Raw genomic sequence first — 12100 nt, 5'->3', positions numbered from 1 at the left:
TGGTGGTCGCCCAACAGCCAAGTATACCGGCCTGGGCCGGCGGGGTCTCAGCGGATCTGCTGGCCCAGCCGGATCGACTGGAGGCGGTCCTGCGCGGTGCGCGCGGCATCCGAGCCCGGGTAGGTGCTGACGACCTGCTCCAGGGTGGCCTGGGCGGCGTCGGTTTTGCCTTCGCCATACTGCGACAGGCCGATCTTGAGCATGCCACCGGACGCCTTGTCGTGGGTCGGGTAGCGCGAGACGAGGTCGCGGAACTGCGCCTCGGCCAGCGGGAAATTGCGGGTGGCGTAGTAGCTCTCGCCCAGCCAGTACAAGGCATTGGGGGTATACACGCCGTTGGGGTACAGCTCCAGGAAGCTCAGGAAGAGCTGCGCGGAATCGTCGTACTTGCCAGCCTTGAGGGCGTCGAAGGCGACGTTGTAGGCGGTGCGTTCGTCGCCGCTGGCCGACAGGCTGCCAGGATCGCCGTGCACGGAAGGCGGCCGCTCGGAAGCGGCCGTTGCCGGTTTCGGGGGGGCCACGGGGGCCTTGGCAGCAGGCGCGGCAGGCAGGGCCGGCGGAGTGCCGCCTTCCAGCCGGTTCAGCCGCCCGTCCAGATCCAGATACTGGTCCTGGCTGGTCTGCTTGAGCTGGGCGTTCTCGTGCTGCAACTGCTCCACCTGCGACTGCAGCGCCTGCACCTGCGTGCGGAGCTGATTGAGCTGGTTGAGCATGTCCGTGTTGGACTGGTTGTTGAGCACCTGCTGCTCAAGCGACCCCACGCGGTCGGCCAGACTCTGACGTTGCGCGTAGGCCGGTGCGGCAGCCACGAGGGCTGCCGCAACGATCATCGATATGAATCGAAGGCGCATCTATTACTGAGCGGTGTAAACGATTTCGACGCGACGGTTCTGCGACCAGCAGGACTCGTTGGTCTCGGTGCAGACCGGACGCTCTTCACCGTAGGACACGACGGTCAGCTGCGACGCCGAGCCACCGTTGGCCTGCAGCGCCGAGGAGACGCCATTGCCACGACGCTCGCCCAGGGCCTGGTTGTAGGCACGCGAACCGCGCTCGTCGGCGTGGCCCTGCAGGGTGATGCGCGAGGACGGACGGTCACGCAGGTACTTGGCGTGGCAGGCCATGATGGCCTGGAACTCCGGCTTCAGGCTGTCCTGGTCCAGATCGAAGTACACCACGCGCTGGCGCAGGCAGGAATCGGTATCCAGATCGCCCGGACCGTACAGGCCCGAGGTCGACGGACCGGTCGGCTGGGTGGTCGAGGTGCCGGTATCGACCGGAGCTTCCGGCGCTTCCTTCACCTTCTTGGAGCAACCGGCCAGGACGGCCACGGACAACAGGGAGACAAGCAGAACACGGGTGGACTTGTTCATGGCGATACCTTTGAGGCTCCTAAAGCCGGATGAGGGATGAATACGGCGAATCTTAACACTCTGTTAGCGCTTTGTACGGTATGGCGACCACGACGGCTCGCGGACGTCACCGTCGGCCAGAACCAGCCGCTGGCGCACGCGCGCATCGGCCGACACGGCATACAACACACCTCGGCCACCCTCACGGGCGGCATACAACACCATGCTTGCGTTGGGCGCAAAGCTCGGCGATTCGTCCAGCGACCCCGGCGACAGCGTGCTCCAGCGCGCCGAGCCCAGGCTGCTGTCCATCAGCGCGATCTTGTAGGTATTGCCGCTGCCCTGGGCCACCACCAGCTTCTTGCCGTCGTAGGACAGGCTCGGGGTGGCGTTGTAGTTGCCCTGGAAGGTCACGCGCGAGGCGCTGCCGCCGCTGGCCGGGACCTGGTAGATCTGCGGGCGGCCGCCACGGTCGGAGGTGAAGTAGACGCTGCTGCCATCCGGGCTCCAGGTCGGCTCGGTGTCGATGGCGAAGTGGTTGGTCAACTGGGTCAGCTGCTTGCTGCCCAGGTCCATCACGTAGATTTCCGGGTTGCCGCTGCGCGACAGCGACAGGGCCAGGCGACGCCCGTCCGGGGAGAACGAGGGGGCGCTGTTGATGCCGCGGAAGCTGGTGACCAGTTCACGGGCGCCGGTGGCGATGTTCTGGATGTAGATGGCCGAATTGCCGCGCTCGAAGCTGACATAGGCCAGCCGGCTGCCGTCCGGGCTCCAGGTCGGCGAGAGCAGCGGCTCGGCCGAACGCACGATGGTCTGCGGGTTGAAGCCGTCCGAGTCGGCCACCATCAGGGCGTAACGCATGGCATCGCCCTTGCCGCTGGCGGTGACATAGGCGATGCGGGTCCAGAAGGCGCCGCGGACACCGGTGATCTTCTCGTAGATGGCATCGGCCATCTGGTGGGCGACATCGCGCATGGCGGTGCCGCGGGCGGTCATCGCCAGGCCGAGCAGGCGCTCGCCCTTGGGCACGTCATACAGCTCGTACTCGACGCGGTAGGCACCGGCGCCGGCGTCCATGACGCGGCCGACCACGATGTAGTTCTGCTTCAGCGCGCGCCAGGTGGGGAACTGGATCTCGCTGCCGCGGGTCGGCTTCTCGACGATCTGCGCGTCAGGCAGGGTGCTGAACTGGCCGGAACGGTCCAGGTCGGCGCGGACCACGGCAGCGACATCGGTGGCCGGTGCGGCGGCGGAGCCCTGGTAGGGCATCGGCACCACCGTGATCGGCGTGGCCGAGACACGGCCGCCAATGATGTCGATTTCAAGGCCCTTCTGCTGCGCCAGGGCAGCAAACGGGAGCAACAGGGCCGCGCACGCGACCAGTAAACGAGACATCATCTTCATGGAATGCTCAGTCGGGAAACCACAACGAGGGATAACAGAACCGGGTTGAACGGTTTCGCAATCATGAATCAACCACACGTGAAATCCGAGTGTCGAACCGGGGCGCTCTCACATCGCGTTAACGATACGGGCGCCCCAGGCACTCATTCCGGCCGGAAGTTGAGGGTGAGTTCGCGCGCGAAAACGGTTTCGAAGCCGCGGTAGGGCAACGGCTGGGCGTTCAACACGGCCGCCTCCAGCGAGCGTTTGGCGCCGTCATCGTACGGGCATGGCGGCACCACGGTCGCCGACATCACCCGGCCACCCGGCAACTGCACGATCGCGATACGGCAGCCCTGCCCCGGCGACACGCTCGGCGGACGGATCCAGGTCTCGGTGACCTTGGCCTGGATGGCGGCGGCGTATTTGGCCCGCAGGTCGTCACTGGTACCACCCGCACCGGCTGCCGGCTGGGCAGCCCCGGTAGCGCCGGCGGTCGAGGCGGCCGCGCTGGCCGCGCGCGCGGCGGTGACCTGGCGCAGCTTCTGCTCGGCCAGCTTGGCTTCCTTCTCGGCCTGCGCACGCTTGGCGCGGATCTCGGCCAGCTTCCTGTCGCGCTCGGCGTCGGCCTTGGCGTCATTGGCCTTCTGCTCCTGCTCGGCCAGCTTCTTCTTCCGGTCGGCCTCTTCCTGCTGCTTTGCCAGCCGCAGCTTCTGCTCGGCCTGCTCCTGCCGCTTGCGCTCGGTCAGGTCGATCTGTTCCTGGCGGCGCTTGGCCTCCTGCTCCTGCCTGGCCTTCTCGGCCGACACCGCCAGGGCGTTGACCGCTTCCTGGTCGATCTTGTCCGGCTGGGCCACGCGCTCCTGGGCCTGTTGCTGCTGCGGGGTCGGCGCATCCTGCGGACGCGGCTCGGGCAGCGGCTGCGGCGGCGGCACGGTGTCTTCGGGAATGGGCTCGGGCTGGGCAACCGGCTCGGGCAGCGCAGGCAGCGATTCGGAGGCGCGCAGCGCCTGCCGTGCAGCGGAGGCCTCGGCGGCCGACAACTGCAGGCTGGCCTCGATCGCCGGGTCGCCGGCGGCAGCCTCGGTGCTGCGCTGGGGCGACCACAGCCAGGCGGCGATGAACACCAGCGCCAGCAGCAGGTGCACGGCCAACGCCAGCGCGATCGGCAGACCCCACTTTTCCTCGGGCTGGCGCTGCGGTGGCAGGGCTTCAGCGTGCATCGGTCGCCAGACCCACCTTTTCGACATTGGCGCGCTTGATCACGTCCATCGCCGCAACGACCTTTTCATAGGCCACGGCGCGGTCGGCGGCGACGATCACGCGCAGGTTTTTGTCCTGCGCCGACAGGGCGCCGAGGCGCGCCTGCAGTTCGGCCGCCTCCATCACGGCCGGCTCCTTGGCGTCAGGCAGCTTCAGCGTGAGCTGGCCGTCCAGGCGCACCGAGACCACGACCGGGTCCTGCTTGCTCTCCAGGGCCTTGGCCTGGGAGTTGGGCAGGTCCACATCGAAGCTCAGGGTGAGCAGCGGCGCGGTGACCATGAAGATGATGAGCAGCACCAGCATCACGTCGATGTAGGGCACGACGTTGATTTCGGATTTGAGCTTTCGGCGCTTGCGGCGGCCAATGGCAGCGGTCATGGCAGGGTCCTTGGTGCTGGGCGCTTACTCGTCGCCCGCGGTCTGGCGCTGCAGGATCGAGCTGAACTCTTCTGCGAAGGTTTCGAAGCGGACCGACAGGCGCTCCACGCGGGTGGTGAAGCGGTTGTAGGCCCACACTGCCGGGATCGCCACGAACAGGCCGATGGCCGTGGCGAACAGGGCTTCGGAAATGCCCGGCGCGACCGAGGCGATACCGGCCTGCTCGCCACTGTTGATCATGTCGTGCATGGTCACCATGATGCCGAACACCGTACCGACCAGGCCCACGTACGGGGCGGTGGACCCGATGTTGGCGAGCAGCTCCAGGCTGCGCTCCATCTGGTCCACTTCACGGGTGTAGGTGGTCCGCATGGCGCGCTGGGCGCCTTCGAGCTGGGCGCGGCCGTCCAGCCGGCGCTTGTCGCGCAGGCGGGTGAACTCGCGGAAGCCGGCTTCGAAGATGGCCTCCAGACCCCCCACCTTGCGGTTGCGGTCGGTGGCAGCGCTGTACAGCTTGCCCAGGTCAGCACCGGACCAGAAACGGCTTTCGAACTCATCGGCTTCGCGGTTGGCGGCGTTGAACACGCGCGCCTTGCGGAAGATGATCACCCAGCTGATGAACGAGCCGGCCAGCAGCAGCAGCACGATGATCTTCACCGGGATGCTGGCCTTGACCATCAGGTCCAGGTAATTGATGCCACCGCCATGCGCGGCTTGCGCGACGGTCTGCGACGCGGCGCTGGTGACTTCCTGCGGCAGCGCCTCGACCACCGTGGCCTGCAGGGCCAGGAGCATTGCGATCATCCGTTGTTCCTCAGTGTGCGGATTCTGGAAATTCGTGGTGTTTCAGCACCGCATGGAATGCATCGTCCATGCCGCGCGGTTTGAATGTGGTGGCGTCCAGTGCCGCGATCTTCACCTGCGCGGTCAGCAGCGTTTCATCGCCGCGACACACCGCCTGGTGGAACACCAGGCTGGCGCGCTTGCACTGCACCAGCGTGGCGGTCACGGCCAGCGCATCGTCCAGTCGCGCCGGCCTCAGGAAATCCATGCTCATCGAGCGGACCGCGAACACCAGCCCGTGGTCGGTGCGCGTACGCTCCTGCCCAAAGCCCAGTGCCCGCATCCATTCAGTGCGCGCCCTCTCCATGAAGGCGACATAGCGGGCGTGGTAGACCACACCGCCAGCATCGGTATCTTCCCAGTAAATGCGTGTCGGCCAACTGAACCCGGGGCTAACCGACATCAGGCACCTCCGCGAACAGGTCGGCGGGGGGGGTCTTCGGCTTCAGGCCCATGTGCCGGTAAGCCTTGTGCGTGCACATGCGGCCGCGCGCGGTACGGATCAGGAAGCCCTGCTGGATCAGGTAGGGCTCGACCACATCTTCCAGGGTGCCACGCTCTTCGGACAGGGCCGCTGCCAGCGACTCGATGCCCACCGGACCACCGTCGAAGTAGTCGACCATCGTCCTGAGCAGGCGCCGGTCGAGGTCGTCGAACCCTTCCGGGTCCACTTTCAGCATCTGCATGGCGGCCTGGGCCACGGCCTGGTCGATATGGCCGGCGGCCTTGACCTGAGCGTAGTCGCGCACCCGCCGCAACAGCCGGTTGGCGATGCGCGGGGTGCCGCGCGAACGCCGCGCGATCTCGGCTGCGCCTTCGGCGGTGCAGTCGATGTTGAGGATGGCGGCCGAGCGACGCACGATCCGGGTCAGTTCCTCGGGCGTGTAGAACTCCAGCCGGTGGACGATGCCGAAGCGGTCGCGCAGCGGCGCGGTCAGCAGGCCGGCCCGCGTGGTGGCCCCGATCAGGGTGAACGGTGGCAGGTCGATCTTGATCGAGCGGGCCGCAGGGCCTTCACCGATCATGATGTCGATCTGGAAATCCTCCATCGCCGGGTACAGCACTTCCTCGACCACGGGCGACAGGCGGTGGATCTCGTCGATGAACAGCACATCGTGCGGCTGCAGGTTGGTCAGCAGCGCCGCCAGATCACCGGCCTTTTCGATCACCGGCCCCGACGTCACCCGCAGCGCCACGCCCAGTTCGTTGGCGATCACGTGGCTCAGGGTGGTCTTGCCCAGCCCGGGCGGGCCGAAGATCAGCACGTGGTCGAGCGCATCGCCACGCCCCTTGGCCGCGTCGATGTAGATCGACAGCTGCTCGCGCACAGGCGCCTGGCCGAGGTAGTCGGCCATGCGCTTGGGGCGGATGCTGGCGTCGGTGGTGTCATCCTCGCGGGTGGCACCGGCACCGATGATGCGGTCGTCAGTCATGGTGCAATTATGCGGCAAAAGGAGCGCGATCCGCGCCCGGGCAATGCCGGCCGCAGGCCGGCTCCTGACCGGGCCGGCACTCCCCGGGGCAGCGGGTTGCGCGCTGCCGCGTCAGATCTCCACCTGGGCGCCCAGTTCGACCAGCCGGTTGCCCGGAATCCGGAAGAACCCGGTCGCGGGCGCGGCGTTGCGATGCATCAGCGCGAACAGCTTGTCGCGCCAGATCGGCATGCCGCGGTTGGCCGTGGCCACGATGGTTTCGCGGCTGGCAAAGAAGGTGGTGTCCATCGGATCGAAGTAGATCCCGCCGTGGTCGCACGAGCGCATCAGCGCCAACGGCACGTCCGGGGTCTCCATGAAACCGAAGCGCACGTAGATGCGGTAGAACTCGTCACCCACCGACTCGATCTTCAGACGCTGGCCTTCCGGCGCGTACGGCACCGGCAGGGTGACCACGTGCAGGAACACGTTGCGCTCGTGCAGCACCTTGTTGTGCTTGAGGTTGTGCATCAGCGCATGCGGCGCCACCGACGGGTCGGCGGTCAGGAACACGGCCGTGCCCGGCACGCGTACCGGCGGGGCCAGCATCAGCCCGGGCAGGAACGTGTCGATGCGGATGCCGTCCTTGCGGATCTCATCGCGCAGCAGCTCGCGGCCACGCCGCCAGGTGCGCATCATCGTGAACAGCACGATGCCGAGCACCACCGGGAACCAGGCGCCCTGCAGCAGCTTGGCGCCGTTGGCGATCACAAAGCCGAGGTCGATGACGAAGAACACCGCGCACAGCGGGATGATCCAGTAGCGCGAGGTCGGCCACAGCGCGCGGGCGACCAGCGCCAGCAGCAGCGTATCGATGAGCATCGTGGCCGACACCGAGATGCCGTAGGCCACGGCCAGGTTGGAGGAGCTGCGGAACGCCAGCACCAGGCCGATCACCATCACCGCGATGCCCCAGTTGATGCCCGGGATGTAGATCTGGCCGATGGTGTCGTGCGAGGTATGGGTAATGCGCATGCGCGGGATGTACCCCAGCTGCATGGCCTGGCGCGAGACCGAGAACGCACCGGTGATCACCGACTGCGAGGCGATCACCGCCGCCATCGTGGCCAGGATGATCATCGGGTACAGCGCCCACTCCGGCACGGCCTCGAAGAAGGGGTTTTTCACCGCTTCGGGGTTGTTGAGCACCAGCGCGCCCTGTCCCAGGTAGTTCAGCACCAGGCACGGCAGCACGAAGAAGTACCACGCATGGCGGATCGGCTTGGCGCCGAAGTGCCCCATGTCGGCGTACAGCGCCTCGCCACCGGTCACCGCCAGCACCACCGCGCCGAGGATGAACACCCCATGCCAGCCGTGCTCCATGAAGAAGCGCAGCGCCCACATCGGGTTGAAGGCCTTGAGCACTTCCGGGGAATCAATGATGTTCCAGATGCCGATCGCGGCCAGCGAGATGAACCAGATCGAGGTGATCGGCCCGAACAGTTTGCCGATCCGCGCGGTACCGAAACGCTGCACCCCGAACACGGCAAGCAGCACCACCACGGTGATCGGGACGATGAAGGCATGCAGGCCGGGCGCGGCCACCTCCAGGCCTTCGACCGCACCGAGCACGGAAATGGCCGGGGTGATCACGCCATCGCCGAAGAACAGCGAAGCGCCGAAGATGCCGAGGATGCCCACCACGTAGGCCGAGCGTGAACCGTGGCGCAGGGTGCGCTGGGTCAACGCCATCAGGGCCATGATGCCGCCCTCGCCGTCGTTGTCGGCCCGCATGATGATGGTCACGTACTTGAGCGTGACCACGATATTGAGCGCCCAGAACGCCAGCGACAGCACACCCAGCACGGTGTCGTGGTCGCTGTTGAGCCCGTAGTGCGGCGAGAACGCTTCTTTCAGCGTGTACAGCGGGCTGGTGCCGATGTCGCCGAACACCACGCCGATGGCGCCGATCATCAGGGCCAGGCCGCCGGCCGCCGGCGCGTGGCCGTGCGGGGCCTGGCCGTTGCTGTGCTGGGGGGTGGTCGTGGACATGGGGCTCCGGTGCGGACGTCAGGCGTTCAGGATCGGGGAAGCAGGCGGCTGCTCAGCGCAGCGCGGCCTGCAGGGCCTTGCGGATGACCGTGGCGACGTCATCGCCGTCGGCATTGGCGTCGCGCGCCATGCGCGCCGCCTCGGTGGGTTTGTACCCCAGTTGCTGCAGGGCCACGGTGGCTTCGGAGACCGGATCGGTGGCCGGTGCGGCCCCGGCGATCGGCGCCCCGCCCCCGCCGAAGGTGGCGGCGCGGTCGCGCAGCTCGAGCACCATGCGCTCGGCGGTCTTCTTGCCGATGCCCGGGATGCGGGTCAGCGCGGTGATGTCACCGGCCTGCACCATGCGTGCGAACTCGTCCACGCTGACGCCGGAAAGGACCGCCAGCGCGATCCTGGCGCCGATGCCGCTGACCTTCTGCACGTCGCGGAACAGTCGGCGCTCGCCCTCGCGCAGGAATCCGTACAGCGAAACGCTGTCTTCCTTCTGCGCGTAATGGGTGAACAGGGTGACCTCGCGGCCCAGCTCGGGCAGGTCGTAGAAGGTGCTCATCGGGGCTTCCAGCTCATAGCCGACGCCGTTGACATCCACCAGCAGCCACGGCGGCGCCTTGTAGGCCACGATCCCGCGCAGACGACCAATCATGCAGTGTTCCTCATTTCCGGCTCCAGGCCATGCGTGCATTGACGCCCAGCCGCTGCGCCGTCGCCCGTACATGGGCATGGGTGATGGCCACCGCCAACGCATCGGCGGCGTCGGCCTGCAGCTTGGTTTTCAGGTTGAGCATAAGCCCGACCATGTGTTGGACCTGTTGCTTTTCCGCGCCACCGCGGCCGACCACGGCCAGCTTGATCTCGGTGGCGGCGTATTCGCTGACCGGCAGGTCGCGCATGACCACGGCCGAGATCGCCGCGCCGCGTGCCTGGCCGAGCTTCAGCGCCGAGTCCGGGTTGCGGGCCATGAACACCTTCTCGATGGCGACCTCGTCCGGGCGGTATTCCTCCACCAGGGCGGTCAGCCCGACCACCAGCAGCTTCATCCGCTGCGGGAAGTCGTCGGCGCCCAGCAGCACCAGCGGCAGGTGGTGCACATGCACGACCTTGCCGGTGGCGTCCACATCAATGATGCCCACCCCGGTGCGCTGCGAACCGGGGTCGATGCCGAGAATGCGGGTCATGCGACACGCACACGGCCGCCTGCGGCCCGGAACGGACGGCTGCGGCGGCGATAACAGGGAACGGCAGGAGTCATCATGGTCCGCATTGTCCGCTCACCGGTCGCGCAAAGCGACCGGTGAGGCGCACGGTCAGGCGTAGGCGTCCGCGCCGAGATCGGCGTTGGAGAACACGTCCTGCACGTCGTCCAGGTCTTCGAGCATGTCCAGCAGCTTCTTGACCTGCAGGGCGGTGTCGCCCTCGACCTTGATGTCGTTGTCGGCGCGGAAGGTGAGCTCGGCATGGTCCGGGGTATGCCCGGCCGCCGTCATTGCGTCCTTGACCGCGTGGTAGCTGTCGGCGGCGGTGAGCACGTCGATCGCACCATCTTCGGGATAGACCACGATGTCGTCCGCGCCGGCCTCGATGGCCGCCTCGGTGACGGCCTCTTCATTGGCGCCGGCAGCGAAGTGGAGCACGCCCACGCGCTTGAACATGAAGGACACCGAGCCTTCGGTGCCCATGTTGCCGCCACACTTGCTGAACGCATGGCGGACATCGGCCACGGTACGCACGCGGTTGTCGGTCAGGCAGTCCACGATCACGGCCACGCCACCGGGGGCATAGCCCTCGTAGCGGATCTCCTCGTACTCCACGCCTTCCAGTTCACCGGTGGCCTTCTTGATGGCGCGTTCGATCACGTCCTTGGACATGTTCGAGGCCAGGCCCTTGTCCATCGCCACGCGCAGCCGCGGGTTGTTGTTGGGGTCGCCTCCACCGCCGCGCGCGGCAACGCCGATCTCACGGATGATCTTGGTGAAAATCTTGCCGCGCTTCGCGTCGGACGCGTTTTTGCGGTTCTCGATGGAGGGGCCTCTACCCATGAGTATTTCCGTGCTTGCGTGAGGAACAGGGCGCGGATTCTACCTGATCGCCCGGCGCGACCGTGTTAGTCGCCCCCCGGGGGCCCGCCGGGACTCAGGCCGCGTGGGCGGCGTGGTCGTGGCGGAAGCGGCCATCGCGCAGGAACGCGGCGGTCTGGCGCGCGGCGTCCGGGGAGAACACCAGCCCGCTGTGGCTGGCCGGCACCACGCAATGGTCGGTCAGGCCGGGCAACTGGGTCTCATCCAGTGCCACGGTGCCGTCGGAGGCCTCGCCCATCGCGCCGAGCAGGCTGCCCAGGCCGTGCGGGACCGAGCCGGCGATCAGGCCGACCTGCGCCCTGCCCTCCCAGGCCGGCAGGCCGTCCAGCAGCAGCTCGCTGCTGCGCCCCAGCGCCAGCGACCAGCCGTGATCGGCCAGCGACCGGGCGGTACCGCTGCCGCGCAGCGGCGAGCCCAGGCAGACCACCCGCGAAACCGGCAGATCGGGTTGCCGGCGCAGCGCCTCCAGCGCGACCAGCCCACCCAGGCTGTGCCCGACCAGGGACACCGGACCACTGTCGCGGAGCCGCTCCAGCAGTTGCGGCACGGCCACATCCGGGCCGCCGAACACGCTGGCGTAGCCGAAGGTGTCCACGGTGAACCCCCGGGCGCGCAGGCGCCAGGCCAAGGGGCCAACCCAGGCGCGGGCGTTCCAGATGCCGTGCAGCAGTAAAACGGGGGGAGTCATGCACTCAGCCTGGCCATGCGGCCTTGGAACCTGCGGGAGGAAACGCCCCCATTAGACGAAGGGCGGCCGCAACGGCGGGTGAAGCCGGTGCAGCCGGGGCGTCAGCAGGGAATGGGGAGGGGATCAGCGCGCCGGCGTCGGCGGACGCCGCAGGATGAACTCCAGATCACGCACCGTGCCAACCGGGAATTCGTAGGTGCCCACCTTGCTGAACCCATAGCGGGCGTAGAAGCGCTGGGCGCCGAAGTTCTCCGACCAGACCCCCAGCCACAGCGTGCGCGGTCCGTCGCGTTCGAGCCAGTCCAGCGCCGTTTCCAGCAGCCGGCTGCCCCAGCCGCAGCTCTGCTCGTCCTTGATCAGGTACAGCCGCTTGAGCTCGCCGTCGCCCGGCGCGACCTCCGGGTGCGGCAACCCGCACGGGCCGGCGGCGGCATGCCCCACCGCGACGCCGTCGCGCTCCAGCAGCCACACCGCGTAGTCCGGGTGGGCCAGGATCACGCGCTGGCGTGCAGCCGGATAGGCCTCATCGAGGAAGGCCTGCAGATCCTCGGCCGGGTACAGGGGGCCGAAGGTTTCAACGAAGGTGCGCGTGGCCAGCGCCGACAGGATGTCGGCGTCGGCCTCGGTGGCGCGTCGGATGGCGTACATGACGGG

General features: G+C 67.6%; 14 protein-coding genes. All 14 read right to left on the bottom strand.

What is annotated here, in order from left to right; translation table 11 throughout:
- Positions 1-47 precede the first annotated feature (47 nt).
- The 14 genes from ybgF to ACPEH1_RS08045 all read right to left on the bottom strand — a co-directional run bounded on the left by ybgF (position 48) and on the right by ACPEH1_RS08045 (position 12094).
- The gene (gene ybgF / locus ACPEH1_RS08110) at positions 48-851 is read right to left on the bottom strand and encodes a tol-pal system protein YbgF (RefSeq protein WP_136003037.1); all 804 of its coding nucleotides are present in this window, start codon (positions 849-851) and stop codon (positions 48-50) included.
- 3 nt (positions 852-854) lie between these two features.
- The gene (gene pal, locus ACPEH1_RS08105) at positions 855-1373 is read right to left on the bottom strand and encodes a peptidoglycan-associated lipoprotein Pal (RefSeq protein WP_017357010.1); all 519 of its coding nucleotides are present in this window, start codon (positions 1371-1373) and stop codon (positions 855-857) included.
- Positions 1374-1436: 63 nt separating this feature from the next.
- Positions 1437-2756 (bottom strand): Tol-Pal system beta propeller repeat protein TolB, encoded by a 1320-nt coding sequence (gene tolB / locus ACPEH1_RS08100; protein ID WP_017357011.1) that lies wholly within the window; start codon positions 2754-2756, stop codon positions 1437-1439.
- 143 nt (positions 2757-2899) lie between these two features.
- Entirely contained in the window at positions 2900-3958 is a 1059-nt protein-coding gene (tolA, locus tag ACPEH1_RS08095) for a cell envelope integrity protein TolA (RefSeq protein ID WP_136003036.1), read from the bottom strand.
- Positions 3948-4376 (bottom strand): protein TolR, encoded by a 429-nt coding sequence (tolR, locus tag ACPEH1_RS08090; protein ID WP_017354679.1) that lies wholly within the window; start codon positions 4374-4376, stop codon positions 3948-3950. The genes tolA and tolR overlap by 11 nt, the downstream gene beginning before the upstream one ends.
- Positions 4377-4400: 24 nt before the next feature.
- Positions 4401-5180 (bottom strand): protein TolQ, encoded by a 780-nt coding sequence (gene tolQ / locus ACPEH1_RS08085; RefSeq protein WP_017354678.1) that lies wholly within the window; start codon positions 5178-5180, stop codon positions 4401-4403.
- A gap of 10 nt (positions 5181-5190) precedes the next feature.
- Positions 5191-5622: a tol-pal system-associated acyl-CoA thioesterase gene (ybgC, locus tag ACPEH1_RS08080; RefSeq protein ID WP_017354677.1), complete on the bottom strand. Its 432-nt coding sequence runs from the start codon at positions 5620-5622 to the stop codon at positions 5191-5193.
- The gene (ruvB, locus tag ACPEH1_RS08075) at positions 5612-6652 is read right to left on the bottom strand and encodes a Holliday junction branch migration DNA helicase RuvB (RefSeq protein WP_017354676.1); all 1041 of its coding nucleotides are present in this window, start codon (positions 6650-6652) and stop codon (positions 5612-5614) included. The genes ybgC and ruvB overlap by 11 nt, the downstream gene beginning before the upstream one ends.
- Positions 6653-6763: 111 nt before the next feature.
- A complete protein-coding gene (locus ACPEH1_RS08070; RefSeq protein WP_017354675.1) occupies positions 6764-8683 on the bottom strand; it encodes a potassium transporter Kup in 1920 nt (639 codons plus the stop codon).
- Positions 8684-8735: 52 nt separating this feature from the next.
- Complete coding sequence (gene ruvA / locus ACPEH1_RS08065; protein ID WP_017354674.1) at positions 8736-9326, bottom strand: Holliday junction branch migration protein RuvA; 591 nt, start codon at positions 9324-9326, stop codon at positions 8736-8738.
- A 10-nt stretch (positions 9327-9336) separates the two neighbouring features.
- Positions 9337-9858, bottom strand: a complete 522-nt coding sequence (gene ruvC / locus ACPEH1_RS08060; protein ID WP_017354673.1) for a crossover junction endodeoxyribonuclease RuvC — start codon at positions 9856-9858, stop codon at positions 9337-9339.
- A gap of 129 nt (positions 9859-9987) precedes the next feature.
- Positions 9988-10719, bottom strand: a complete 732-nt coding sequence (locus ACPEH1_RS08055; RefSeq protein ID WP_017354672.1) for a YebC/PmpR family DNA-binding transcriptional regulator — start codon at positions 10717-10719, stop codon at positions 9988-9990.
- A 94-nt stretch (positions 10720-10813) separates the two neighbouring features.
- Complete coding sequence (locus tag ACPEH1_RS08050; protein ID WP_312709552.1) at positions 10814-11446, bottom strand: esterase/lipase family protein; 633 nt, start codon at positions 11444-11446, stop codon at positions 10814-10816.
- Between the two features lie 123 nt (positions 11447-11569).
- On the bottom strand, positions 11570-12094 hold the full coding sequence (locus ACPEH1_RS08045) for a GNAT family N-acetyltransferase (protein WP_153164681.1): 525 nt from the start codon (positions 12092-12094) through the stop codon (positions 11570-11572).
- Between the last annotated feature and the right edge of the window lie 6 nt (positions 12095-12100).

The sequence above is a fragment of the Stenotrophomonas sp. NPDC077421 genome (assembly GCF_049545505.1).
In the GTDB taxonomy this organism is placed as follows: Bacteria; Pseudomonadota; Gammaproteobacteria; order Xanthomonadales; family Xanthomonadaceae; genus Stenotrophomonas; species Stenotrophomonas nematodicola.
The sequence above is the reverse complement of the archived record's forward strand: the minus strand, read 5'-3'. Positions and strand labels throughout refer to the sequence as shown.

Excerpts from the sequence above, each read along its gene's own strand:
- tolQ (WP_017354678.1), bottom strand. The coding sequence starts at position 5,180 with ATGATCGCAATGCTCCTGGCCCTGCAGGCCACGGTGGTCGAGGCGCTG.
- ACPEH1_RS08045 (WP_153164681.1), bottom strand. The coding sequence starts at position 12,094 with ATGTACGCCATCCGACGCGCCACCGAGGCCGACGCCGACATCCTGTCG.
- pal (WP_017357010.1), bottom strand. The coding sequence starts at position 1,373 with ATGAACAAGTCCACCCGTGTTCTGCTTGTCTCCCTGTTGTCCGTGGCC.
- ybgC (WP_017354677.1), bottom strand. The coding sequence starts at position 5,622 with ATGTCGGTTAGCCCCGGGTTCAGTTGGCCGACACGCATTTACTGGGAA.
- ybgF (WP_136003037.1), bottom strand. The coding sequence starts at position 851 with ATGCGCCTTCGATTCATATCGATGATCGTTGCGGCAGCCCTCGTGGCT.
- ACPEH1_RS08055 (WP_017354672.1), bottom strand. The coding sequence starts at position 10,719 with ATGGGTAGAGGCCCCTCCATCGAGAACCGCAAAAACGCGTCCGACGCG.
- ACPEH1_RS08070 (WP_017354675.1), bottom strand. The coding sequence starts at position 8,683 with ATGTCCACGACCACCCCCCAGCACAGCAACGGCCAGGCCCCGCACGGC.
- ACPEH1_RS08050 (WP_312709552.1), bottom strand. The coding sequence starts at position 11,446 with ATGACTCCCCCCGTTTTACTGCTGCACGGCATCTGGAACGCCCGCGCC.
- tolA (WP_136003036.1), bottom strand. The coding sequence starts at position 3,958 with ATGCACGCTGAAGCCCTGCCACCGCAGCGCCAGCCCGAGGAAAAGTGG.
- tolB (WP_017357011.1), bottom strand. The coding sequence starts at position 2,756 with ATGAAGATGATGTCTCGTTTACTGGTCGCGTGCGCGGCCCTGTTGCTC.
- ruvB (WP_017354676.1), bottom strand. The coding sequence starts at position 6,652 with ATGACTGACGACCGCATCATCGGTGCCGGTGCCACCCGCGAGGATGAC.
- tolR (WP_017354679.1), bottom strand. The coding sequence starts at position 4,376 with ATGACCGCTGCCATTGGCCGCCGCAAGCGCCGAAAGCTCAAATCCGAA.
- ruvC (WP_017354673.1), bottom strand. The coding sequence starts at position 9,858 with ATGACCCGCATTCTCGGCATCGACCCCGGTTCGCAGCGCACCGGGGTG.
- ruvA (WP_017354674.1), bottom strand. The coding sequence starts at position 9,326 with ATGATTGGTCGTCTGCGCGGGATCGTGGCCTACAAGGCGCCGCCGTGG.